Consider the following 22,380-nt stretch of genomic DNA (forward strand, 5'->3'; position numbering starts at 1 on the left):
CGCTTGACTAGACAACCGTTGTTAGAATGAAATGATGCTGGAAGAACACAAGAGTTTCACGACGGAATAAATTCCCCCTGATCGCTCATGCGCCGCCCGAACATCGCGCGCGCGCCGGCCCACACGCCCCACAGCACCCTGAACACTGCGACCACGCCTGCCGCAGTGGCCGCCGCATGTTCGCTTTGCGGCTACCCTTGCGGGCGCATACATCGAACAATGGATTTATGAGCGGATCAGACAATTCAGCGGACGCGATCGCCTCGCGCAAGCGCTTCCTCGAGCTGGGCAAGAACGACATGCTGCAGGTCATCGACGGCATGCCGGCCGGCCTGCTGGTGGTGGACGAGCAGCGCCGCGTCCGCGCCATCAACAGCACCATGAGCGCCATGCTCGGCATCCCCGACGATGCGCTGGCCGGCTTGCCCTCCCTCGAATCCCTGATCCCGGCGGTGGAGCTGGGCGAGCGCGTGACGGCGGCGCTGGAAACCGGCGCGCCGCAGGATGCGGTGATGGCGCCGGTCGACGGCCGCGCGGACGGCGTGCGCTGGTTCGAGTTCAACATCCGCCGCACCTCCCAGTCCGGCGGCGTCCAGCTGCTGCTGATCGGCCAGGACGTGACCTTCCGCCGCCAGGCCAGGCAGCGCCTGCAGGAGAGCGAGGAATTCTTCCGCCTGACCTTCAGCCAGGCCGCGATCGGCATCGCGCTGCTGTCGCGCGAAGGGCGTTTCGTGCGCGTGAACCGCAAGCTGTCGCAGATCGTCGGCTTCAGCGAGATCGAACTGCTGCAGCGCTTCTTCCACCAGGTCACCCATCCGGACGAACTGGATGAGGACAAGGCCCTGATGCGGCGCCTGGTGGCCGGCGAGACGCGCGACGCCCGGCGCGAGTCGCGCTACCTGTGCAAGGACGGCCGCACGGTGTGGGTGGCGCTGAGCGCGTCGACCATGCGCGAAGCCGCCTCCGGCCAGCTGCGCCTGATCGTCGCGGTGCAGGACATCTCGCGCCGCAAGGAGGCCGAGGAAGCGCTGCTGCGCATGGCCAGCCACGACGCCCTGACCGGGCTGCCGAACCGCCTGCTGCTGCAGGACCGGCTGGCGCAGGCCATCGCCCACGCCCAGCGCGCGCGCCGGCAGGTGGGCGTGATGTTCATCGACCTGGACCGCTTCAAGCACGTCAACGACAGCCTCGGGCACGAGGCCGGCGACCAGCTGATCGTCGAGATCGCGCGCCGCCTGTCCGCCGCGCTGCGCGAGAGCGACACCGTGGCGCGCCAGGGCGGCGACGAATTCGTGGTGGTGCTGGCCGACCTGGCCAGTCCCGACGATGCCGCGCTGGTGGCGGGCAAGCTGCTCGAGAGCCTGTTCGAACCGCTGTCGCTGGTCGGCCACGAGGTGTTCCCGTCGGGGAGCATCGGCATCGCCATGTACCCCGGCGACGGGCGCGACAGCGAAGCCCTGCTGAAGGCGGCCGACAGCGCGATGTACCGCGCCAAGGCCAGCGGCGGCAAGCGCTACGAGTTCTACGCCGACGAGATGGCGGCCGAGGCCCAGGCCCACCTGCGCATCGAGCACGGCCTGCAGCGCGGCCTGCTGCGCAGCGAGTTCGTGCTGCACTACCAGCCGCAGGTCGACGCCGGCAGCGGCCGCATCGTCGGCGTCGAGGCGCTGGTGCGCTGGCAGCCGGAGGGCGGGGCGATGGTGCCGCCGAACGACTTCATTCCGCTGGCCGAGGAGACCGGCCTGATCGTGCCGATCGGCGAATGGGTGCTGGGAGAGGCGCTGCGCCAGCAGGCGCGCTTTGCCGCGCTCCTCGGCGGCACGCCGCCGCGCATGAGCGTGAACATGTCGGCGCGCCAGTTCCGCGAGCAGGACGTGGCGGGCAAGGTCGAGCGCCTGCTGCAGGAAACGGGCTGCGAGCCGTCCTGGCTGACGCTGGAGATCACCGAGAGCGTGCTGATGGAGAATCCGTCCGCCGCCGCGGCGACCATGACGCGCCTCTCGAGCATGGGCGTGCACCTGGCGGTCGACGATTTCGGCACCGGCTATTCGAACCTGGCCAACCTGAAGCGCTTCCCGATCCACTGCCTGAAGATCGACCGCTCCTTCGTCTCCGACATCGCGGACGGCGACGACGCCGCCATCGTCAAGGCGGTGATCGCGCTGGCGCAGTCGATGAAGCTGGAGGTGATCGCCGAAGGCGTGGAGAGCGCCGCCCAGCTGGACTTCCTGGGCGCGCACGGCTGCAAGCGGATGCAGGGGTTTTACTTCAGCCGGCCGGTGACGGCGGAGGCGGTGGAGGAATTACTGAAGGCGCAGCTTTAAGCCGTCATTCCCGCGCCACACGTCGTTCCCGCGAAGGCGGGAACGACGTCAGCCGACCAGATAGCGCTTCGAAGGCCCGCTCGGCGCCGTGTGCCCGCCCGGTCCATACACGCCGGCGTCGCCATTGCCCGCCGGGCGCAGCGCGTTCAGCATGCCCTGGGTGTGGGCCATCTGCTTGTTGACCAGCATGCCGTTCACGCGGTTCAGTTCCTTGGCTTCGCGCGTCATGGCGAGGAGCTGGTTCCATTGGCTGCGCAGCTCGTCGTTGCCGCCGACCGCCAGCCAGGGCTCCATGCCGCTTTCCGCGGCGGGGAAACCGGCGGCGCCCAGGGCCCGGTGGCGCAGGCGCGCCAGCTCGGCCATCTTCTGGGCCAGCTGCAGCTTTTTCGGGCTGAGGTTGGAGAGGCCATCGGCATCCGCACTGACCAGGAACTGCTGTTCCGTTTTCATCAGCTCCACGATGGTGCCGATCAGTTGCTGTTCGTCGCGCAGGGTTGCGCCGGGGGATGCTATGGCCATGGAATGTCTATCGTTTGCGGGAGTGCAGCAGGTCGCGTACCGTTTCCAGCAGGCCGTCCGCCACTTTCTCCGAATTTACCTGGAACTGGCCATCGGCGATGGCCGCCTTGATGCGCTCGACTTTCTTGGCGTCGAACACCTGATTCGTGCTGCCGGCAGCCAGCGCCTGGCCTTGCTGGGACAGGCGCACGGTGTCGGTGGCGGCAGGCGAGGTCGCTGCGGCGGTCGCCGCGGCCGCGTTGTCGGCGGTCTTCGCGGTGGCCGGCGGCGTGGTATTCGCCTGCACGCCTGGGTTGTTCTTGAGGGTATCGTTGATTTTCACAGCATCATCCTTTGCAGTTCGGAACAGAAAGCCCGGGATCTGCTTGGGTTATCGGCGTATCAAGTGAAAACTTTAGTCCCAAACCTGTTAAAAGGCCACCTCGACCATACCGCCGGCCCTGGCCGTGCCGCTGACCATCGTGCCGGACGCGGTGCGCACCTGCACCACCTGGCCTTCGCCGGCGGTGCCGATCGCGCGGCCTTCGGACGACACGGAAAAGCCATTGCCATTCAACACCAGACGCACCGCCTGGTTCTGCTGCACGACGGGTTTGCTCTTCAAGGTATCCAGGCGTAGCGGCGTGCCGGCCGCCAGCGAGACGGTCGGGGTGCGGCCGATGGCCTGCGCCATGTCCGTGATGATTCCGTTGGGCATCGCCGCGATGTCGCCTTTTACCAACATCAGCTGGCCCTGCTCGACCGGCTGGCCCTGGGCCAGCGGCACCGCCGCCGCCACATACTCGGCTTTGACGTTCACCTGGGCCTGGATGAAGATGGTCCAGACGGAGGGGGCGGTGCAGCGCACGCCCACCGTGGTCTTGCCCCAGGCGCGCGCGCCCGGCTGCAGGAAGGCTTCCGGCGCCGGGCAACCCGCCAGCGCGGTGCGCGGATCGACCGCGCCGACTTTCACCGACACCTCGCCCGGCAGGCCGGCAGCCTGGGTCAGCAGGAACTGTTCGGCCACGGCGCGCAGCGCATTCGCGTCCTGGCGTGCCGGCACGGCCGGCGCCGCCTGCGTCAGCAGCGGGATCAGCGAGACAGCGGCAAAAAGAGTACGGATGAGGCGTTTCATAAATGGGAAATCCTGTTCGACCCTGCCATCTTAGGCGCCCTGATTCCGTACTGAAACTTGGAATAGCCCTGTTTTGGGTCCCCTTATTGCCCGATTGGAAGAGTCGGCGAGCCCGTATGATCGATCCTGTCCAATAAGACCTTAGCCCCTGGAGGCGACATGATCGGCAAACTCGACGACTACCTGCGTTTCAACGAAACCGCGCTGAGCCTGCGCTCGCAGCGCCAGGAGCTGCTTGCGTCGAACATCGCCAACGCCGACACGCCCAATTACAAAGCGCGCGACATCGACTTTTCGAATGCCCTGCAGGGCGCGCTGGCGCGCGGCGCCCAGCCCCATATAGCCAACGGTTCGGTGGCCGCGGACGGCAAGGCGCTGGCGGACGGCACCCCGGTCCTGTACCGCAACGTATCCCAGGGCGCCGTCGACGGCAACACGGTCGACATGGACACCGAACGTACCCAGTTCGCCGACAACGCGCTGCGCTACGAAGCAGGCATCACGATGATCAACCACCAGATTCACAATCTGCTCGCCGCCATCCAGGGAGGCCAGTAATCCATGTCGCTCTTTAATGTCTTCAACGTCGCCGGCTCGGCGATGAGCGCGCAGTCGGCGCGCCTGAACACCACCGCCAGCAACCTGGCCAACGCCGACAGCGCCACCAGCGCCACGGGCGAAGCCTACCGCGCCAAGCAGGTCGTGTTCGAAGCCGTGCCGGTGACCAACGGCTCGACCGCCGTCAAGGTGCGCGAAGTGGTCGAGGACCCGTCGCCGATGAAGCAGGTGTACGACCCGAAGAACCCGCTGGCCGACGACAAGGGGTTCGTGACGATGCCGAACGTGAACGTGGTCGACGAGATGGTCAACATGCTGTCGGCCTCGCGCTCCTACCAGACCAACGTCGAAACCATGAATGCGGCGAAGACCATGCTGCTGAAGACCCTGACCATCGGTCAGTAACCGCTGAAAGTTCCCACCCATGACCACCGTTAACACCAACACCGGCTCGCCCGCCACCATCAACGACCTGATGTCGACGATGAACACCAAGGCCGCCGCCACCAGCGGCGACAGCGTGCAAGCCGACACCGACAAGTTCATGACCCTGCTGGTCACCCAGCTGAAGAACCAGGATCCACTCAATCCGCTCGACAACGCCCAGGTCACCAGCCAGCTGGCGCAGCTGCAGACCGTCACCGGCGTGAACAAGCTGAACGAGACCCTGAACTCCCTCAAGGCCAGCTACCAGAGCACGGAAGCGATGCAGGCGACCAACCTGATCGGCCACGGCGTGCTGGTCGAGGGCAGCAACGTGACCCTGTCGGGCAGCAAGGCGATCCTGGGGGTGGAACTGGCCAGCAACGTCGACAGCATGAAGGTCGTCATCAGCGACAAGAACGGCAAGGAAGTGCAGACCATGGACCTGGGCGCACAGAAGGCCGGCGTGATCCCGCTGGCCTGGGACGGCGTCCCCGATGCCAACAAGCTGGACAGCGACGGCAAGCCGGTCACGGTGGCGGACGGCAACTACACCTTCCAGGTCGTCGCCACCCGCGGCGGCGACAAGGTGACCGACGCCAAGACGCTGTCCTTCGACAGCGTGGCGTCGGTCACCACCAACAGTACCGACGGCGTCAAGCTGAACCTGCCCTCGAAGGGCGGGGTCACGCTGGCAGACATCAAGCAGGTCCTGTAATCGAACTTTTCTAGGAGCAGAACATGTCTTTCCAACAGGGCCTGAGTGGCTTGAACGGCGCCGCGAAATCGCTGGACGTCATCGGTAACAACATCGCCAACGCCAGCACCGTCGGCTTCAAGGGTTCGACCACCCAGTTCGCCGACGTCTACGCGCGTTCGCTGAGCGGTGCGGGTGGCGTCAATGCCGGTATCGGCGTGACGGTTGCCGGCATTGCCCAGCAGTTCACGCAGGGTAATATCGAAACCTCGAACAATCCCCTCGACATCGCCATCAACGGCAGCGGCTTCTTTCGCACCGAGACTTCCGGCGTCATCCAGTACACCCGCAATGGCCAGTTTTCCCTGGATAAAAACGGCTTCCTGGTAACCCCCCAGGGTGCCAACTTGACGGGCTACGGTGTGGGACAAAGCGGACAGATCCTGGCCGGCGCTCCTTCCGCGCTGCAGATCAACTCGGCCGATCTGAAGCCCGTGGCCACGACCCGCGTGGATACCTCGCTGAACCTGGACTCGCGCGCCGACCCGCCGACCAATTATCCTTTCAACGCCGACGATCCGACCACTTACAACAAGCAGACGCCGGTGGAGGTCTACGACACGCTCGGGAATCCGCACGTGATGTCGGTGTATTACGTGAAGAGCAGCGCCCAGGCTGGCGCCTGGGATGTCTATGTCGGTAGCGATGGCATCGAACTGACGAACGTGAACGTCGCGTCGGCAGCGACGAAGGACGCTGCCGCCAGCGCCGCGCGCCAGGCCTGGGACGATGCGACCAAGGCGGTGCCGCCGGATGCGGCCACGATTGCGAGCGCGCTGAAAAATTACGCGGACAAGGCCTCGGCCGCCGTCATTGCAGCGGGCGGCACGACGATGAGCGCGGCGACGGTCGACGCCATCAAGGCGGCTGCGGCCAGCGCCGGCTCGGCCTCTGGTTACAATCCGGACCAGGTCGACAAGGACATTACCAACGCCGTAACGGTGCCGGCCGTGTCGCTGGGGCAGTTGCGCTTCGACTCGAACGGTGCGCTGTCGGCGAGCCTGATGACGAAGACCCTGCCGCTGACGGTCGACCTGCCGATCTACCCGCCCACCGGGGCCAAGGAAGACCTGCAGATCAAGTTGAATTTCACCGGTAGTACCCAGTACGGCACGGACACCAGCGAAAAGAAGACCACGCAGGACGGCTACACCGCCGGCCACCTGCAACGCTTCTCGGCTGGCGCCGACGGCATCATCCTCGGTCAATATAGCAACGGCCAGACCAAGCCCCTGGGCCAGATTGTGCTGGCCAATTTCACCAATCCACAGGGCCTGGAGCCGCTGGGTAATAACTCCTTCGCCGAGAGCTCGGCCTCGGGTACGCCGATGGTGGGAACGCCCGATACCGGCAGCCTGGGCGTGCTGCAATCGTCGGCAGTGGAATCTTCCAACGTCGACCTGACCGCCGAACTGGTGAACATGATCACGGCCCAGCGCGTGTATCAGGCGAATGCCCAGACCATCAAGACCCAGGACTCGGTGTTGCAGACGCTGGTGAGCCTGCGCTAACGCAAACCGGGGTCAGAGCCCCGTTTTAGGAAATAACTAAGGGGCAGTTGCCAAAATTCGGGCTCTGACCCCGGTTTAAGGAAGATCATGGACCGGTTAATCTACACGGCAGCCAGCGGTGCCAAGCACATCCTGGAGCAGCAGGCGACCACCTCGAACAATCTCGCGAACCTCAACACAACGGGTTTTCGCGCGCAGTTCGATACGTTTCGCGCGGTGCCGGTCCAGAGCGAGGGCTTGCCCACGCGTGCTTTCGTGGTCGATAACACCACGGGCGCCGACTTCTCTGCCGGTCCGCTGCAGGTGACGGGGCGCGATCTCGACGTCGCGATCAAGGGCAAGGGCTGGATCGCGGTGCAGAATGCGGACGGCACCGAGTCGTACACGCGCAACGGTTCGCTGCAGCTCAGCCCCAACGGCATCCTGCAGACCGCCAGCGGCCAGACCGTCGCCGGCGAGGGCGGTCCGATCACGATTCCGCCCGACGTGACGGTGGCAGTCGGCGCCGACGGCACCATTTCGACCCTGTCGACCACCACCACGCCGGCCGCGCCCACCGTGCTGGGCCGCATCAAGCTGGTGAATCCGAACGAAGCCGACCTGGTGCGCGGCGACGATGGCCTGTTCCGCCTGAAGGACGGCAGCAGCGCGCAGTCCGACCCGGCCGTGACCGTGGCTGGCGGGGCGCTCGAAGGCAGCAATGTATCGGCCGTCGACTCGATGGTGAACATGATTTCTTTGGCGCGTTCCTTCGAAACACAGATGAGCCTGCTGAAGAACGCCGAGAATAACGCGACGAAAGCCACCCAGATCCTCGCTTTGACTTGATTGCTGCTGGGACATAATTTCATGGTGGGCGATGGAGTTCCGTCGCCGTCAGGAGAACTCCACCATGATCCGTTCGCTATTCATCGCAAAAACCGGCCTGGAAGCCCAGCAGACCAACCTCGACGTCATCACCAACAACCTCGCCAACGTCAGCACCAATGGCTTCAAAAAGTCGCGTGCCGTGTTCGAGGACCTGCTGTACCAGAACGTACGCCAGCCCGGCGCGCAATCCTCGCAACAGACCCAGTTGCCGTCCGGCCTGCAGATCGGCACCGGCGTGCGCACCGTCGCCACCGAACGCATCCATACCCAGGGCAACCCTCAGCAGACCGGCAACGACAAGGACGTCATGGTCAATGGCGCCGGATACTTCCAGGTGCTGCTCCCTGACGGCACGCAGGCCTACACCCGCGACGGCTCCTTCCAGTCCGACGCCAACGGCCAGCTGGTGACGTCCAGCGGCTACGTGCTGCAGCCGCCGATCACCGTGCCGAACAACGCCCTGAGCCTGACCGTGGGACGCGACGGCACGGTCTCCGTGACTACCCCGGGCCAGGCCGCGCCGACCCAGATCGGCTCGATCCAGCTGAACACGTTCGTGAATCCGGCCGGCCTCGAATCGCGTGGCGAAAACCTGTACGTCGAAACCGGCGCGTCCGGCACCGCCAACGCCAACACGCCGGGTACCAACGGCGCCGGCGTCCTGATGCAGGGCTATGTCGAGACTTCGAACGTCAACGTGGTCGAGGAAATGGTCAACATGATCACCACCCAGCGCGCGTACGAGATCAACTCGAAGGCGATTACGACTTCCGATCAGATGCTGCAGAAGCTGGCGCAATTATGAAAAATGTTTTTAAACTGGCAGCGCTCGCGGCCCTGATGGCCGGCTGCGCCGCCACTCCGACCTCGATCGTCAAGGGCCCGACCTCGGCACGCCCGATGATCGCCGATGCCGGCGCCCCGACCGAAGGCGCGATCTACAATTCGAGCACCTTCCGTCCGATGTTCGAAGACCGCCGCGCGCGCCATATCGGCGACATCCTGACCGTCAGCATCGTCGAGAAGACCTCGGCCAACAAGAGCGGCGCCGCGACCGGCAACAAGTCGGGCAGCGCGGAGTTCGGCATTCCCGGCCCGCTGCAGGGACGCCTGGGCGCCGACCTCAAGACCAGCACCGCCACCAAGTACGCCGATGGCGACACCCAGACCGCGTCGAACGCCTTCACCGGCACGATCGGCGTGACGGTCTCGGAAGTGCTCGCCAACGGCAACCTGATCGTGGTCGGCGAGAAGCAGGTCGCGATGAACAAGGGCGTCGAATTCATCCGCTTCTCGGGCATGGTCAATCCGGACACGATCCAGCCGGGCAACGTGGTGTCCTCGACCCTGGTGGCCGACGCCCGCGTCGAATACCGCACCAACAGCCAGATCGACCGCGCCGAGATGACCTCGATGATGTCGCGTTTCTTCCAATCAATGTTGCCGTTCTAATTGCCTAAATTCGGGGTTAAATTCGGGGTCAGACCCCGAATTTAATCAACTGACTATGAACAAGAATTTCAGACTGATCGCCCTCGCCGCAGCTCTGCTGGGTCCGCTCCTCGCGACCCCGGCCCACGCCGAGCGCCTGAAGGACATCGCCAGCTTCGGCGGCGTGCGCCAGAACCAGTTGTCCGGCTACGGCATCGTGGTCGGCCTCGACGGCACCGGCGACCAGACCACCCAGACCCCGTTCACCGTGCAGTCGATCATGGCGATGCTGCAGCAGAAGGGCATCAGCCTGCCGGCCGGCACCCAGCTGCAGCTGAAGAACGTGGCGGCCGTGATGGTCACCACCTCGCTGCCGGCTTTCGCCCAGCCCGGCCAGGCCATCGACATCACGGTGTCGTCGATGGGTAATGCCAAAAGCCTGCGCGGCGGCACGCTGCTCATGACGCCGCTGCAGGGCGCCGACGGCCAGGTGTACGCCATGGCCCAGGGCAATGTGCTGGTCGGCGGGGCAGGGGCGTCGGGCGGCGGCGCCTCGACCCAGGTGAACCAGCTGGCGGTCGGCCGCATTTCGGGCGGCGCCACCGTCGAACGCGCGGTCGCCTCGAACCTCGGCGCCGACAACCAGGTCAAGCTGGAACTGAACACCACCGACTTCGCCACCGCCAGCCGCGTGGTCGAAGCGGTCAACGACAAGTTCGGCCCGGGCATCGCCACCGCGCTGGACGGCCGCGTGATCCGCGTGCGCGTGCCCTCGTCGAGCGACCAGCGCGTGTCCTTCCTCGGCATGCTGGAGAACATGGACGTCAGGCCGGCCGAAGCCGCCGCCAAGGTGATCCTGAATGCGCGCACCGGCTCGGTCGTGATGAACCGCGCCGTCACGCTCGACACCTGCGCCATCTCGCACGGCAACCTGACGGTGACGATCGGCGCCGACACGCAAGTGAGCCAGCCGGCCGCCGGTTCGCGCGGCGCCACCGCCGTCACCCAGACCCCGACGGCGTCGGTCAAGAAGGACGCTGGCCGCGTCATCATGCTGAACAACGGCGCTTCGCTCGCCGAAGTCGTGAAGGCGATGAACGCGATCGGCGCGACCCCGCAAGACCTCCTGTCGATCCTGCAGTCGCTGAAGGCCGCCGGTTCGCTGCGCGCGGAACTCGAAATCATCTAAAGGCCCATCATGCTCGGTTCGACCTCTGACCTGTCCGGGAAATTCGCGCTCGACACCAACAGCCTCGGCGACCTGAAACAGTCCGCCAAGGCCGGTTCGCCCGAAGCCCTGCGCGGCGCGGCGACGCAGTTCGAATCCATGTTCGTCAACATGATGATGAAGAGCATGCGCGACGCGACGCCGCAGGACGGTCCGATGGACAGCCAGGAGACCCGCACCTTCACCACCATGCTGGACCAGCAGATGAGCCAGAAGCTGGCCAAGCGCGGCATCGGCCTGGCGGACGTGCTGGTGCGCCAGCTGTCGGCGCAGCAGAGCGGCGCGGCGCTGGCCAAGGAGATGCAGTCGGGCGCGCTGGCGATCGGCTCGAACCCGGGAGCGAAGCAGGGAACGAATACCTCACGCCCGAGGCTGGAGGCCGACAGCATGTCGACCGACGGCGCGCCAGCCGCATCGGGCATCAAGGGCAGCGCGCGCAGCACCACGCACAGTGGCAAGCCGGCTCATGTGCGCGCTTTCCAGGACAAGCTGGCTGACGCCGCAGAGGAGGCCCAGAAGGTCACCGGTGTGCCGGCCAAGTTCATGCTGGGCCAGGCCGCGCTGGAAACCGGCTGGGGCAAGCGCGTGATCCGCAACCAGGACGGCAGCTCCAGCAACAACCTGTTCGGTATCAAGGCCGGCCCGGGATGGCAGGGGAAGGTCGCCACCGCGGTCACCACCGAGTACGTCAACGGCCGGCCGCATACGAAGGTCGAGAAGTTCAGAGCCTACGATTCGCCGGCGGAGTCCTTCAAGGATTATGCGCGGATGATCGGAAATAACCCGCGCTACGAAAAAGTGCTGAACCACGGCGGCGATGCGAGCACCTTCGCCCACGGTCTTCAGCGTGCCGGCTACGCCACCGATCCGCAATACGCGGCAAAGCTGTCGCGCATCATCAAGCACTCGCTGGCTTGAGCGGAAAGACAAGAATAAAGTTTTGGCGGATTTTGCCGACAACGACATAGTAGACAGGAAGAAGAGCACATGTCCCTCCTCAGTATCGGCAAGTCCGGTTTGTTCGCAGCCCAGGCCGCGCTGTCGACCACCGGCCACAATATTACCAACGCCAACGTGCCCGGCTTCAGCCGCCAGGGCGTGATACAGGAGACGGCTACCTCTTCGGGCGGCGGAAATGCTTTTTACGGCAATGGCACTCAGATCGGCCAGGTCAAGCGTTACTCCGACGAGTTCTTGAACGCCCAGGTGCGTAATGCCCAGGCCGCGACCAGCGGGCTCGAAGCTTACCAGGCCCAGGTCAGCCAGATCGACAACATGCTGTCCGATGCCACGTCCGGCCTGTCGCCAGCGCTGCAGGACATGTTTGCGGCGGTGCAGAACCTGACCGGCGACAAGGCAGGCCTGCCTTCGCGAGGCGCACTGATGAGCGCTGCCGACACCTTGGCCGCGCGTTTCCAGGGTATGAACGATCAGCTCGAAGAAATGCGCAAGGGCGTGAATTCCGAATTGAGCTCGGGTGTCGGCCTGGTCAACAGCTACGCTTCGCAGATCGCCGATTTGAACGACCAGATCGGCAAGCTGGTCGGCAACAGCAGCACCAGCCTCCCCAATGACTTGCTGGACAAGCGTGATCAATTGGTCATGGACTTGAGCAAGCAAATCAAGACGACCGTGGTCCCTGGCGATAACAACAGCCTGACGGTATCGATTGGTACGGGCCAGCCGCTGGTGGTCGGCACCCACGCGTACCAACTTGTGGCCGAGGGCTCGCCCACCGATCAGACGCGGGTATCGATCGGCTATGTCACAAACGGCAAGAGCGTGCCGCTTGCCGAATCCGCACTGACGGGCGGCGCCATCGGTGGTCTGCTGGAGTTCCGCTCCAAGTCGCTCGACACGGCCCAGAACGCGCTCGGCCGCATTGCGATCGGGCTGGCGGCCAGCTTCAACGACCAGCACCACCTGGGCGTGGATGCGAACGGCAACCCGGGCGGCGACTTTTTCACGATCCTGCCGGCCGAAGTCACGAAGGACATCCGCAACAACCTGACCAGCACGACCACCGTCGCGGCGACCGTGCGCGACGCTACCCAGCTGACCACCAGCGACTACAAGGTCAGCTTCGACGGCGCCAAGTACAGTGTCACCCGGCTGTCCGACAACAAGAACACCGTGATCTCGCCCTTCCCGCAGAGCGAGCCGCAGCTTATCGACGGCCTCGATTTCGCGATCGCCGGCAAAGCCGCGGCGGGCGACAATTACCTGGTGCGCCCGACGGTCAATGGCGCCGCCAACTTCAAGCTTGCGCTCACCGATGCTTCCCAGATCGCGGCGGCGGCGCCGACCGCCACCAGTATCGCGACCTCGAACAAGGGCAGCGCCAAGATCGGCGCGGGCGCGATCGACAAGTCCTACCTGGTCTCACCCATGGGTTCACCGTTGAAGCTGAGCTACAGCGGCGCGACCGGCACCTTGTCGGGTTTTCCGGCGAAGGAAGCAGTGACGATGACGGCGGGCGGCGTGACGACGGCCTATCCGCCGGGCGCCGCCGTGCCCTTCGCGGACGGCGCCAGCTATGCCGTGGGCGGCTACGAGTTTACGCTGGGCGGGGCCCCGGCCGATGGCGCCGTGCTCCAGGTCGGTACGCCGTCGCCGCTGAAGCTGTCGTATGACGGCGCAACCGGTTCCTTGGCGGGCTTTCCGGCTGCCTTGCCGGTCAGCGTGACCATCGGCGGCGTGACCACCAGGTACGCGGCAGGGGACAGCGTGCCGTTCAAGGACGGCGCCAGCTATGCCGTGGGCGGCATGAGTTTCAGCATGACCGGCGCGCCGCTCGATAAAGACAGCTTTTCGATCCAGACCGGCAGCGGCGACGGCGATACCCGCAATGCGGGCCTGCTCGGCGACCTGCAGACAAAGAATATCTTCGACGGCGGCAAGACGACCTACCAGTCGGCCTATGCCCAACTGGTCGGTACCGTCGGCAACAAGACGCGCGAAGTACAGGTCAATGCGGAATCGAGTGGCGCCTTGCTGGAGCAGGTACAGAATGCCGCCCAGAACGTTTCCGGGGTCAACCTGGACGAAGAGGCCGCCAACCTGCTGAAGTACCAGCAGGCCTACCAGGCCGCAGGCAAGGTCATGCAGATTGCCGACAGCATTTTCAATACCCTGCTGCAGATCGCTCAATAACCGGAGTCGGGCCATGTCCATGCGTATCAGCACCAACACGATGTACGAATCGGGGATCAGCCACCTGACCACGCTGCAGAGTCAGATCGTCAAGACCCAGAACCAGTTGTCGGCGAACCGTCGCGTGCTCAGCGGCGCGGACGATCCGATCGCGTCGGCGCGCGCGCTCGAAGTCACCCAGTCGCAAGCGATGAACACACAGTTCGCCACCAACCGCAACAGCGCCAAATCCTCGCTGTCGCTGGTGGACCAGACCTTGCAGAGCGTGACCGGCCAGTTCCAGGACATCCAGAGCCTGATCGTCCAGGCAGGCAATGGCGCGTTCACGCAGAGCGACCGGGAGTCGTTGGCAACCGAACTCGAAGGACGGCTGAACGACCTGATCGGGCTGGCGAACACCACCGATGGCACGGGCGGCTACCTGTTTTCGGGCTACAAATCGAACACCCAGCCATTCCTGCAGACCCCCGACGGTGCTGTCTACCAGGGCGACCAGGGCCAGCGTGCCCTGCAGGTCGGCGCCTCGCGCAAGATGGCGACCACCGAAAACGGCAGCACCCTGTTCGAAGGCGTCCCGACCGGCAATGGCAGCTTCGAAGTCCAGGCCGCCGGCGGTAACAAGGGTACGGGCGTGATGTCGGAAGGCAGTGTTGTCGACCGCGCCAAGTTCCTCGGGCACGACTATACGGTCAGCTTCAAGACCGACAGCGCGACCAAGTTGACCACCTACAGCGTCACCGACCGGTCGACCACGCCGGCGACCGACGTGGTCCCGGATACGCCCTACCAAGCCAAGACACCGATCGAATTCGATGGCATGTCCTTCGATATCGAGGGCACGCCCGTCGACGGCGACAGTTTTTCCGTCGAATCCGGCGCCAGGCAGTCGGTGTTCAAGACGGTGACCGACCTGATCACGACCTTGCGCACGCCGGCGGACGGCGATGCCGGCAAGACGGCGCTGGTCAACGGCCTGGCTGCCGCAGGCGCGAACATGCAGAATGCACTGGACAATGTGCTGACCGTGCAGGCCTCGGTCGGCGCGCGCTTGAAGGAAGTGGATTATCTCGACGACAGCGGCAGTGCACTCGATGTGCAATACACGGCAACCTTGAGCGGTCTCCAGGACCTCGACATGGTCAAGGCCATTTCGATGTTCACCCAGCAGCAGCAGACGCTGCAGGCCGCGCAGATGTCCTTCAAGACGATGTCAGGCCTGTCGCTGTTCAACTACATCAGCTGACGCATCGAGGTCGAGGTCGAGGTCCAGTCCTAGTTCGGAGAGGATCTCGTCCTTCATCTGCTGCAGCTGCGCGTTCGACAGCCGGCGCGGATGCGCCTGCGTCACCTGGAAAGTGCGCTGGATCGTGGTCGGGCGCTGCGACAGCACGACGATGCGGTCGGCCAGGTAGAGCGCTTCCTCGACGTCGTGGGTGATCAGGATGACGGTATGGCGCTCTTCCTGCAGGATGCGCAGCAGCTCGTTGCGGATGCGCAGGTTCATCAGCGCGTCCAGGGCCGAGAAGGGCTCGTCCATGTACAGGATCTGCGGCTTGACCACCAGCGCCCGCGCGATCTCCACGCGCTTGAGCATCCCGCCCGACAGCTCGCGCGGGTAGGCGTTCTCGAAGCCCTTCAGCCCCACCATCTCCGCATAGTGATCCGCCAGCGCGCGCTTGTCCGCCGGCGTGCCGCGGTTCAGTCCGAACATCAGGTTCTCGCGCACGGTCAGCCACGGGAACACCGAACCATGCTGGGAAATGACGATGCCTTGCGGGCCGGGCCCGCGCACCTCCACACCGTCGATGCGCACCGCGCCGCTGTCGGGCAGGGCGAAGCCGGAGATCACCTTCATCAGCGTCGACTTGCCGCAGCCCGAGGGGCCGACGATGGCGACGAATTCGCCATCCTTCACCTGCAGCGACAGACCGTCGATCACCTGCAGGGTCTCGCCCTTGCGGGTGAAGCCCTTCCTGATATCGTCGATGACGATCTTAGCGTCCATAGCGCCACCTTACCGAGTTGAGTCCTTCGAGCCGGCGCATGCCCACGTCCAGCAGCAGGCCGATGATGCCGATGATGAGCATGGCGGCGATCACCAGGTCGTAGCGGTTGCCGGCATTGCGCGCGTCGATGATCATGAAGCCCAGGCCCGAGCTGCGCACGATCATTTCGGCGGCCACCACCACCAGCCAGGCCACGCCGAGGCTGATGCGCATGCCCACCACGATATCGGGCAGCACCGCGGGCACCACCACCTGGCGGAACATCTTGCGGCGCGAGACGCCGAAGTTGGCGGCGGCGTCCAGGTAGCGCTTCTCGATCGTGTGCACGCCGTGCGCGGTCTGCACGATGATGGGGAAGACGGCCGACAGGAAAATCAAAAACACCGGCGACACGTCGCCCACGCCGAACCACAGGATGGCCAGCGGGATCCAGGCGATCGGCGAGATCGGGCGCAGGATCTGGAACAGCGGATTCAGCGTGTTGTAGACCGCGCCGACGCGGCCCATCCACAGGCCGAGCGGCACCGCGACCAGCGTGGCGAGGATGAAGCCGGTGGCCACGCGCTTGAGCGAGGCGCCGATGTGCTGCCACAGGGTGCCGTCGCGCGCCAGTTCGAGGGTCCCGTCCAGCACCTGCTGCGGGGTCGGGAAGATCACGGTCTGGGTCGTGACCACGGCGTAGTGCCAGAGGCCGACCAGGGCCAGGATCAGCAGCAGCGGCGGCCAGGTTTTATGCAGCTTGTTTTCCAACTTATCCACTTGCGGCGGCTTTCTTGAATTGGGCCAGCCGCCATTGCAGGCGGGGCAGGCCGGGTGCGGGATAGGGCTCGACGATCACCTTCATCGAGCCGCTGGCGTGCGCGGTGCAGTTGAATTCGTTGACCGACACCGTGTCGAAGGGCAGGCGGAAGTCCTGGCCCGGCATGATCAGGACCGGCCCGAACACCTGCGGCACGCTGTCCTTGTTGCGCAGCAGGAGCGTATCGTTCACGCCCAGCGTGAGCACGATCTGCTGCGGCAGGATGTCGACCAGGTCGCCGGCCATGCGGCGCGCCCAGGTGCCTTGCGGGATCTCGAACAGCGCGTCGCGGCTGCCGGCGGCGATCGGCGCGAAGGCCGCCCAGGACAGCAGCCCGGCCGCGCAGGCAGCCGGCAGGCACCACAGCAAACGCAGGCGCAGGCGCTTCATGCCTCAGGGCCCGAGCAGGATCGCCAGGTCGTGGGCGATGTCGGCGGCCGGCCGGCCGAAGGGCATCATGGCGCGCTGCCTGCCCTGGCGGTCGATGAAGTAGAGGTAGGACGAATGGCTCATCGAGTAGTCGCTGCTGCCCTTGACCGGGTGTTTGGCGGCGCTGATGCCGTAGTCCTTCAGCACCTGCGCGATCTGCGCCTCGCTGCCGGTGACGCCGGCGAAGCCCGGGTCGAAATTCGCCAGCCAGCTGCGCAGGCGCTCGGCGGTGTCGCGCGCCGGGTCGACGGTGATGAACAAGACCTGCACGTCCTTGCCGCGCGCGCCCAGCAGCTGCCTGGCCTGGGCCAGCGAGGCCAGCGACACCGGGCACACGGCCGGGCAATGCGAAAAGCCGAATTCCAGCACCACCACCTTGCCGCGGTAGTCTGACAGCTTGAGCGGCGCGCCGCTGGAGGAGGGCAGGGCGATCTCCGGCGCGGGGCGCGGCGGGTCGAACACGCCGCCTTTGAATTGCTGGGCCGAGGCGGCGCCCGCAACTAACAGCAGGGACAGGAACAGTGCTTTCACAGGATCAGCTTCAGCGGTTGGAGGGACTTCACGAAACTGTCGTCCACATAGCGTTCGTAGGCGATCGGCTTCTTGAGCGTGCGCGCTTCCAGCGACAGCTGCATCAGCTCGTCGAACTCGTCGCGGATCATGCGCAGGTCGCCATAGGTGACGCGGTCCTGCGGGTTCTCCATCACGAACTTGATGATCTTCGGGTCCTGGTTGAAGAAGGCCTTGCCGCCGGCGATGCCGGCGGCCTTGTCGCGGTTGGCCGGGCTTTGGTCGAGCCAGCTGCCGGCGGCCTGGATGTGATTGACCAGGTCCTGCACCAGCGGGCGCCGGGTCTGGATCACGTCCTCGCGCACCGTCAGCACGCAGCAGATGTAGTTGCGCCATTCGTCGCGCGTCATGGCCAGCGGCCGCGCATAGCCGGCGCGCTGGGCCGAGGCGCCGAAGGGCTCGCCGGTGCAGTAGGCGTCGACCGCCTTCGCATACAGCGCGGCCGGCATGTCGGGCGGATTCATCTCGATGATTTCGACATCCTTCAGCGTCATGCCCTCGCGCGCCAGCATCTTGCGCAGGAAAAGGTAGTCGACCGCGAAGCGGCTCGGCACCGCGATGGCCTTGCCGCGCAGGTCGCGGAAGCGGCGGTAAGTGGAATCGGTACGCACCATGATCACCGCGCCGGAACGGTGGCCGAGCGAGACGATCTTCATCGGAATGCGCGAGTTCACCAGGTCCATCACCAGCGGCGCCAGCATGTAGGCCGCCTGGATCCGGCCGGTCATCAGCGACTCCTTGATCTCCGGCCAGCCGCTGTACTTGTGATAGACGAAAGGCGCGGGACCGAGCCCGGCGCGCGCGTTGGCGTTGGCCTTGGCGAGGCAGGCGATCGGCAGGGTCAGGTTGCAGGTGACGGGCAGGCCGCCCACGGCCAGCGGCGGCGCGCCATCCTGCGCGGAGGCGGCGAACGCGGCGGACGATCCAAGCGGCAGGGCCGCGGCCAGTGCGCCTTTGAGGAGCTGGCGCCGGCGCAGCAGGTGCACGGCAACAGGATCTGCGTGCGGCATGGTTGAGTAATGGTGGCTGGAAATATTTTCCGATTGTACACCACCAGATGCGGCGATTGGGACGGCCGTCAATACCCGCTACAGCAGCAGAGGCGCGATGTCCTCATCCGGCGCCAGCGGAACGATCTGCGCGGCGTCCTTCCCCTCCAGCACCGCGCGCACCCAGTCCTGTACGGCAGCGCGGCCGTGCCGTTGTTCCAGGCCCGTGAAGAGCGCGAGCGCGGCGCCATAACGGGCGGTCCCGTTGCCGTCGTCTTCGACGAAGTCGCCGGGACCGAAGCTGAATGGCCCCGGCGGCATGTAACTCAGGTCCTTCTTGCGGCGTTCACGGTCTTCGGCGCTGAGCTGGCGCTCGATGGCCTCGGGTTTGACGCAGCGCCTAACCCACGCTAGCCGGCTGACTGCCGATCAGCTTGCACCCGCACTCTGTTGTGCATCCTTCGACCGCAACAGGCAAGCCGTTGACGGTGAAGGACTTGAAGGCGGTAACAATCTTGTTGACCCCATGCGGTTTGCCTCCAGGGTAGAGCTGCGGACAGTCGACCTGATCCCCGAGCCTTGCAATCGCGCGCCCCTGAATATCGTGATCAGGCGAGCCGCTGATGACAGTTCCGCCGTGATCGGTCTTGTCACCGACCGTGATTATTTTGAGAGGCATATTTTGCTCTGTGAGAGATGAAGTCAGTAGCTCGGCGGGCTGTCCGGCTCCGGTTCTATCGCATCCTGAATGCCATTCCATGCAGGTAGTTCCGCAGGAGGCATCGGCAACACATGGTCGAGGCGGGCGAATTTCAGGTCAGGGTTGAGATCCAGCGCTTCATCGATTTGCTTGTACCGGCTCTTGCGTTCCGCATCGGGAAGGATCCCGAGTTCTCTTAGCGCAACCTGCTCCTGCTTGTCGCGCAAACTCCATTTTTTGGTGTCGAACATAAGCATCAGTACCGCAGCGGATCGTTCGCTGCCGAACTTTATCCCTGCCTGGTAATACTCCAGCGCTTTGCCGAAATTCTTTAATAGCTCGGCAGTCATTCCAAGATCGTGAGCTGCAGGACCATGTCCTTGCTTATAGGCGCACATCACCATCGCTTCCTCAGCATCGCGTCGTTGGGCTTTCAGATAGGCTCCTGCCAAGGCCATCTGCGCTTCCGGACTACCGAGCTCCGCCGCTTTTCGGTAATAGGCCCACGCAATCTGTTCATCCTGCGCAGCGCCCCCGTAGCCATGCTCGTGGGCGACGCCGAGATCGTAGTAGCCCCAGGCCTGGCCGGCTGCGACGGCAGAGCGCAGGATTTCCACCAATTTGTCGGCGTCTGGGTCGAGCACATGGTTGGTGTCGAGAGGGCCAAGGCCGTGCCGGTAGAAGTAGGCCATCAATGCACGTGCGCCCCAGTCGCCCTGGTTCGCGGCGGCCTGCACATCGTGCAGGATGCTGAGCGCTTCCTGGCGCGTCAGCTGCCACGCAATCTTGCTGCGCCACAGCTTGCGGGCTTTGATGTAGAGCCGATAGGCGGCCGGATCGCGAGTCTTCGGCATCGTGTCCTTCCAGCGGCCGCAAGTCGGGATCGGACCGTTGACGTCGAACGGCTGCAAGCCAGCGGGGATCGTGTGCATCTTCACGTACTCCAGATGTTGTTGTAAAAAGTAGGCTCCGATAGCAAAAGCAACCGAAGCGGCTGCCATGTACATCCATTGGCGGATTGTCAGTCGCATGTCAGATCACCGGCGGGCCAGGTTGCCTGTCGACGTGGAACGTGGCGATCTGGCTCTTCAGCGGCCAGCCATTCGCCATCGCTTTCGTGTTGTTTTCCATCAGCGTCAGCCAGTCCTTGAATGTTTCTCCCATATCGCCGAACTGCGCCGGACCCTCGTCGCCGGTGCATTGGTTGAACAGCTTCTTGCGCAAGTCAAACGCGACATCCATGGCCTGGCTGAGCAGATTGAGTTCGCTGTCGAGGGCCATGCTGCGCACGTTCAGATTGGCCGAACCGACCGTGAAAGCCGCATCGTCGACGATCGCCACCTTGGCGTGGATGTAGGTCTCTTCGTAATCCTTCGGGGATCTAGGCTGCTCGGCGCTGCTCCACATCGATGCCATGAGGGCTCTGATGCCTTGTTCGGCCAACTTCTCGGCCGTGATTGGCATCTTTGCCTTGCCGCGCCTGGCGCGCTTGAGCGTTTCCTCATGCTCGACCTTCATGGTGTGACTGCTCCCGAGTTGCAGAGCAACGTCATAGGTCGCCAGATCCATGCCATCGGTCTCGGGTGTCGAGGTCAGGATGAATACGTAGACGGGTTTGGTGTAGCCCGCGCTGCGCAGCTTCTCCACGCACGCCGTCAAGTAGGTGGCCCACTCCTTGTACTGGACGTACTGGTTCTGGATGAAGATGTAGTGATGCGTGAGCCGGGTCAGGTTGGCGTAGCATTCCTTGATCGATTTTTCCTGGTACGCCGGGTAGGTGCGCAACAGCTGCGCGCTGTGGTGGCAGTCCTTCAGGGCGAAGTCGGCGGCCTTGAAGTGCCGCCTGCTCTGCGCAAGAGCAGGCAGAGCCGCCAGCGCCTGGCCGGCCCCTTTGACCGCGACAGGTTCTTCCACGCCGGCCATGCCGGGCGGCGTCATCCAGATAGCGTTGTTCAAGGCTGGCGTGCCCGGTTCGGACTCTGCCCACCCGAAGCAGAAATTGTGGTTCATGTCGTACAGGATCGAGCCACGCACGCGCAGCGACACGTCCTGATACGGTTTCGCAGTGAATCCATATTTACGGATGAATTCCATGAGGCGCTCAGTTTTTCGCTGCGACGCCAGGTCGGGCAGGCCCGACATCGATCGCATTTGCCGCTCGTACCAATCCTGCGCTTCATCGACAGCGGCTGTCAGCTTGCCGATCGCTTCGGCGGGATTCTTCTTGTACAGCGTTTCACGGCGCCGGTCCTCGAAGCGATGCGCGGCCGTGTCCCAGAAGTCAGTCGTCGAGTTATGCCCCATCACGTAGCCGACGGCACGCTCCGGTGTTTCGTAGTCGATCAGGATCATCTTTTGATGATGGGTGGGGTAGATGGAGCCGGCCCGACCGTCGATAGCGCTGATCTTGTACTTCTCGTCCGCCAGCGCCGGACTGCGGAACTTCAGGGCGACTTCCCGCGTATGCAGCTTGATGTTCGGCACCTTGTTTCCGATAATCTCGTCGAACCATTCGCGGTTGTACCGGTCATGCGTCTCGCCGTAGTAGCCTGCGTAAGCGCCGATCGTGGGAATACGGGTTCCATACAGGCCAAGATTATTTTTCTGAATCGCATACGAGGCCGCATTGTCGTGCCAGAGCAGCAGACGCACGGTAACCGGGTTCTCCTTGCGGGTCGCAATCTGCTTGAGCAGGTCGCCGTAGCGCATGCCGTCTTCGGCCGAGCCGCCACGGACGAGCACCATGCCCGGGTCGAATCCCCACGTGATGATGTCCACGCTCCGCTGCGCCGCTAAGAGGTCTTTCTGGATTTTCCCGAATACGTCTTCGCCGCAGATGAGCGGCTCGATACGGCAGTGGTGCCGCGCCACGTAGGACTTGTGCTTGCTCGTCCTGACCCACCAGGGCAGGGACAGGCACTGGTAAGGGCCTACCGTCTGGTTGTAGCAGAGCTTCTGTGTATAGAGCCCCTCGTTTTCTTCCATGCCCATTCGCTTCC

24 protein-coding genes are annotated in these 22,380 nt (G+C 64.5%); 12 read left to right on the forward strand and 12 right to left on the reverse strand.

The features are described from left to right. Positions 1 to 227: 227 nt before the first annotated feature. The gene (locus tag ACFPO9_RS05390; protein WP_379768187.1) at positions 228 to 2,324 is read left to right on the forward strand and encodes a putative bifunctional diguanylate cyclase/phosphodiesterase; all 2,097 of its coding nucleotides are present in this window, start codon (positions 228 to 230) and stop codon (positions 2,322 to 2,324) included. Between the two features lie 48 nt (positions 2,325 to 2,372). Here the strand turns inward: ACFPO9_RS05390 and ACFPO9_RS05395 are convergent, their stop codons facing one another. From ACFPO9_RS05395 to flgA, 3 genes are all read right to left on the reverse strand, one after another. Next, positions 2,373 to 2,843, reverse strand: coding sequence for a flagella synthesis protein FlgN (locus ACFPO9_RS05395; RefSeq protein WP_379768189.1), 471 nt, complete (start codon positions 2,841 to 2,843; stop codon positions 2,373 to 2,375). 7 nt (positions 2,844 to 2,850) lie between these two features. After that, entirely contained in the window at positions 2,851 to 3,165 is a 315-nt protein-coding gene (flgM, locus tag ACFPO9_RS05400) for a flagellar biosynthesis anti-sigma factor FlgM (RefSeq protein ID WP_379768191.1), read from the reverse strand. Between the two features lie 87 nt (positions 3,166 to 3,252). Further along, positions 3,253 to 3,957: a flagellar basal body P-ring formation chaperone FlgA gene (flgA, locus tag ACFPO9_RS05405; protein ID WP_379768193.1), complete on the reverse strand. Its 705-nt coding sequence runs from the start codon at positions 3,955 to 3,957 to the stop codon at positions 3,253 to 3,255. 159 nt (positions 3,958 to 4,116) lie between these two features. Between flgA and flgB the strand changes: the two genes are divergently transcribed. The 11 genes from flgB (at position 4,117) to flgL (ending at position 15,131) form a co-directional block, all read left to right on the forward strand. After that, positions 4,117 to 4,515: a flagellar basal body rod protein FlgB gene (gene flgB / locus ACFPO9_RS05410; RefSeq protein ID WP_379768195.1), complete on the forward strand. Its 399-nt coding sequence runs from the start codon at positions 4,117 to 4,119 to the stop codon at positions 4,513 to 4,515. A 3-nt stretch (positions 4,516 to 4,518) separates the two neighbouring features. Beyond that, positions 4,519 to 4,920 (forward strand): flagellar basal body rod protein FlgC, encoded by a 402-nt coding sequence (flgC, locus tag ACFPO9_RS05415; protein ID WP_379768197.1) that lies wholly within the window; start codon positions 4,519 to 4,521, stop codon positions 4,918 to 4,920. 19 nt (positions 4,921 to 4,939) lie between these two features. Next, entirely contained in the window at positions 4,940 to 5,656 is a 717-nt protein-coding gene (locus ACFPO9_RS05420) for a flagellar hook assembly protein FlgD (protein WP_379768199.1), read from the forward strand. A gap of 23 nt (positions 5,657 to 5,679) precedes the next feature. Continuing rightward, positions 5,680 to 7,206: a flagellar hook protein FlgE gene (locus tag ACFPO9_RS05425; protein WP_379768201.1), complete on the forward strand. Its 1,527-nt coding sequence runs from the start codon at positions 5,680 to 5,682 to the stop codon at positions 7,204 to 7,206. Between the two features lie 87 nt (positions 7,207 to 7,293). Continuing rightward, positions 7,294 to 8,034, forward strand: coding sequence for a flagellar basal-body rod protein FlgF (gene flgF / locus ACFPO9_RS05430; RefSeq protein WP_379768203.1), 741 nt, complete (start codon positions 7,294 to 7,296; stop codon positions 8,032 to 8,034). Between the two features lie 64 nt (positions 8,035 to 8,098). Continuing rightward, the gene (flgG, locus tag ACFPO9_RS05435; RefSeq protein ID WP_379768205.1) at positions 8,099 to 8,881 is read left to right on the forward strand and encodes a flagellar basal-body rod protein FlgG; all 783 of its coding nucleotides are present in this window, start codon (positions 8,099 to 8,101) and stop codon (positions 8,879 to 8,881) included. Then, complete coding sequence (locus ACFPO9_RS05440; protein WP_379768207.1) at positions 8,878 to 9,528, forward strand: flagellar basal body L-ring protein FlgH; 651 nt, start codon at positions 8,878 to 8,880, stop codon at positions 9,526 to 9,528. The genes flgG and ACFPO9_RS05440 overlap by 4 nt, the downstream gene beginning before the upstream one ends. 55 nt (positions 9,529 to 9,583) lie before the next feature. Next, positions 9,584 to 10,696, forward strand: a complete 1,113-nt coding sequence (locus ACFPO9_RS05445; protein WP_379768209.1) for a flagellar basal body P-ring protein FlgI — start codon at positions 9,584 to 9,586, stop codon at positions 10,694 to 10,696. Positions 10,697 to 10,705: 9 nt separating this feature from the next. Then, a complete protein-coding gene (gene flgJ / locus ACFPO9_RS05450) occupies positions 10,706 to 11,653 on the forward strand; it encodes a flagellar assembly peptidoglycan hydrolase FlgJ (protein ID WP_379768211.1) in 948 nt (315 codons plus the stop codon). Positions 11,654 to 11,722: 69 nt separating this feature from the next. Next, positions 11,723 to 13,888, forward strand: a complete 2,166-nt coding sequence (flgK, locus tag ACFPO9_RS05455; protein WP_379768213.1) for a flagellar hook-associated protein FlgK — start codon at positions 11,723 to 11,725, stop codon at positions 13,886 to 13,888. A gap of 13 nt (positions 13,889 to 13,901) precedes the next feature. Next, positions 13,902 to 15,131: a flagellar hook-associated protein FlgL gene (gene flgL, locus ACFPO9_RS05460; RefSeq protein ID WP_379768215.1), complete on the forward strand. Its 1,230-nt coding sequence runs from the start codon at positions 13,902 to 13,904 to the stop codon at positions 15,129 to 15,131. Here flgL and ACFPO9_RS05465 read toward each other — a convergent pair. The 9 genes from ACFPO9_RS05465 to ACFPO9_RS05505 all read right to left on the reverse strand — a co-directional run bounded on the left by ACFPO9_RS05465 (position 15,099) and on the right by ACFPO9_RS05505 (position 22,372). Beyond that, positions 15,099 to 15,893 carry an ABC transporter ATP-binding protein gene (locus ACFPO9_RS05465; RefSeq protein WP_379768217.1) on the reverse strand — a complete coding sequence of 265 codons (795 nt, stop codon included), beginning with the start codon at positions 15,891 to 15,893 and terminating at the stop codon, positions 15,099 to 15,101. The two genes, flgL and ACFPO9_RS05465, sit on opposite strands and share 33 nt — an antisense overlap. Beyond that, on the reverse strand, positions 15,883 to 16,653 hold the full coding sequence (locus tag ACFPO9_RS05470; RefSeq protein ID WP_379768219.1) for an ABC transporter permease: 771 nt from the start codon (positions 16,651 to 16,653) through the stop codon (positions 15,883 to 15,885). The genes ACFPO9_RS05465 and ACFPO9_RS05470 overlap by 11 nt, the downstream gene beginning before the upstream one ends. Continuing rightward, positions 16,646 to 17,083: a cupredoxin domain-containing protein gene (locus ACFPO9_RS05475; protein WP_379768221.1), complete on the reverse strand. Its 438-nt coding sequence runs from the start codon at positions 17,081 to 17,083 to the stop codon at positions 16,646 to 16,648. Before ACFPO9_RS05475 ends, ACFPO9_RS05470 begins: the two co-directional genes overlap by 8 nt. A 3-nt stretch (positions 17,084 to 17,086) precedes the next feature. Next, positions 17,087 to 17,653, reverse strand: coding sequence for an SCO family protein (locus ACFPO9_RS05480; protein WP_379768223.1), 567 nt, complete (start codon positions 17,651 to 17,653; stop codon positions 17,087 to 17,089). Continuing rightward, complete coding sequence (locus tag ACFPO9_RS05485) at positions 17,650 to 18,702, reverse strand: ABC transporter substrate-binding protein (RefSeq protein ID WP_379768225.1); 1,053 nt, start codon at positions 18,700 to 18,702, stop codon at positions 17,650 to 17,652. The genes ACFPO9_RS05480 and ACFPO9_RS05485 overlap by 4 nt, the downstream gene beginning before the upstream one ends. A gap of 78 nt (positions 18,703 to 18,780) precedes the next feature. Beyond that, entirely contained in the window at positions 18,781 to 19,002 is a 222-nt protein-coding gene (locus ACFPO9_RS05490; RefSeq protein WP_379768227.1) for a hypothetical protein, read from the reverse strand. 79 nt (positions 19,003 to 19,081) lie between these two features. Next, positions 19,082 to 19,360, reverse strand: coding sequence for a PAAR domain-containing protein (locus ACFPO9_RS05495; RefSeq protein WP_379768229.1), 279 nt, complete (start codon positions 19,358 to 19,360; stop codon positions 19,082 to 19,084). Between the two features lie 23 nt (positions 19,361 to 19,383). Then, entirely contained in the window at positions 19,384 to 20,412 is a 1,029-nt protein-coding gene (locus ACFPO9_RS05500) for an SEL1-like repeat protein (protein ID WP_379768231.1), read from the reverse strand. 1 nt (position 20,413) lies between these two features. Next, a complete protein-coding gene (locus ACFPO9_RS05505) occupies positions 20,414 to 22,372 on the reverse strand; it encodes a phospholipase D-like domain-containing protein (protein ID WP_379768233.1) in 1,959 nt (652 codons plus the stop codon). Positions 22,373 to 22,380 lie beyond the last annotated feature (8 nt).

Source organism: Massilia aerilata (assembly GCF_042656905.1).
Taxonomy (GTDB): domain Bacteria; phylum Pseudomonadota; class Gammaproteobacteria; order Burkholderiales; family Burkholderiaceae_D; genus Telluria; species Telluria aerilata.

Coding starts and splice junctions, on each gene's coding strand:
- flgK (WP_379768213.1), top strand. CDS start 11,723: ATGTCCCTCCTCAGTATCGGCAAGTCCGGTTTGTTCGCAGCCCAGGCC.
- flgA (WP_379768193.1), bottom strand. CDS start 3,957: ATGAAACGCCTCATCCGTACTCTTTTTGCCGCTGTCTCGCTGATCCCG.
- ACFPO9_RS05440 (WP_379768207.1), top strand. CDS start 8,878: ATGAAAAATGTTTTTAAACTGGCAGCGCTCGCGGCCCTGATGGCCGGC.
- flgF (WP_379768203.1), top strand. CDS start 7,294: ATGGACCGGTTAATCTACACGGCAGCCAGCGGTGCCAAGCACATCCTG.
- ACFPO9_RS05465 (WP_379768217.1), bottom strand. CDS start 15,893: ATGGACGCTAAGATCGTCATCGACGATATCAGGAAGGGCTTCACCCGC.
- flgL (WP_379768215.1), top strand. CDS start 13,902: ATGTCCATGCGTATCAGCACCAACACGATGTACGAATCGGGGATCAGC.
- ACFPO9_RS05505 (WP_379768233.1), bottom strand. CDS start 22,372: ATGGGCATGGAAGAAAACGAGGGGCTCTATACACAGAAGCTCTGCTAC.
- flgJ (WP_379768211.1), top strand. CDS start 10,706: ATGCTCGGTTCGACCTCTGACCTGTCCGGGAAATTCGCGCTCGACACC.
- ACFPO9_RS05485 (WP_379768225.1), bottom strand. CDS start 18,702: ATGCCGCACGCAGATCCTGTTGCCGTGCACCTGCTGCGCCGGCGCCAG.
- ACFPO9_RS05490 (WP_379768227.1), bottom strand. CDS start 19,002: ATGCCGCCGGGGCCATTCAGCTTCGGTCCCGGCGACTTCGTCGAAGAC.
- ACFPO9_RS05495 (WP_379768229.1), bottom strand. CDS start 19,360: ATGCCTCTCAAAATAATCACGGTCGGTGACAAGACCGATCACGGCGGA.
- ACFPO9_RS05475 (WP_379768221.1), bottom strand. CDS start 17,083: ATGAAGCGCCTGCGCCTGCGTTTGCTGTGGTGCCTGCCGGCTGCCTGC.
- flgB (WP_379768195.1), top strand. CDS start 4,117: ATGATCGGCAAACTCGACGACTACCTGCGTTTCAACGAAACCGCGCTG.
- ACFPO9_RS05445 (WP_379768209.1), top strand. CDS start 9,584: ATGAACAAGAATTTCAGACTGATCGCCCTCGCCGCAGCTCTGCTGGGT.
- ACFPO9_RS05420 (WP_379768199.1), top strand. CDS start 4,940: ATGACCACCGTTAACACCAACACCGGCTCGCCCGCCACCATCAACGAC.
- flgG (WP_379768205.1), top strand. CDS start 8,099: ATGATCCGTTCGCTATTCATCGCAAAAACCGGCCTGGAAGCCCAGCAG.
- ACFPO9_RS05500 (WP_379768231.1), bottom strand. CDS start 20,412: ATGCGACTGACAATCCGCCAATGGATGTACATGGCAGCCGCTTCGGTT.
- flgC (WP_379768197.1), top strand. CDS start 4,519: ATGTCGCTCTTTAATGTCTTCAACGTCGCCGGCTCGGCGATGAGCGCG.
- ACFPO9_RS05390 (WP_379768187.1), top strand. CDS start 228: ATGAGCGGATCAGACAATTCAGCGGACGCGATCGCCTCGCGCAAGCGC.
- ACFPO9_RS05425 (WP_379768201.1), top strand. CDS start 5,680: ATGTCTTTCCAACAGGGCCTGAGTGGCTTGAACGGCGCCGCGAAATCG.
- ACFPO9_RS05395 (WP_379768189.1), bottom strand. CDS start 2,843: ATGGCCATAGCATCCCCCGGCGCAACCCTGCGCGACGAACAGCAACTG.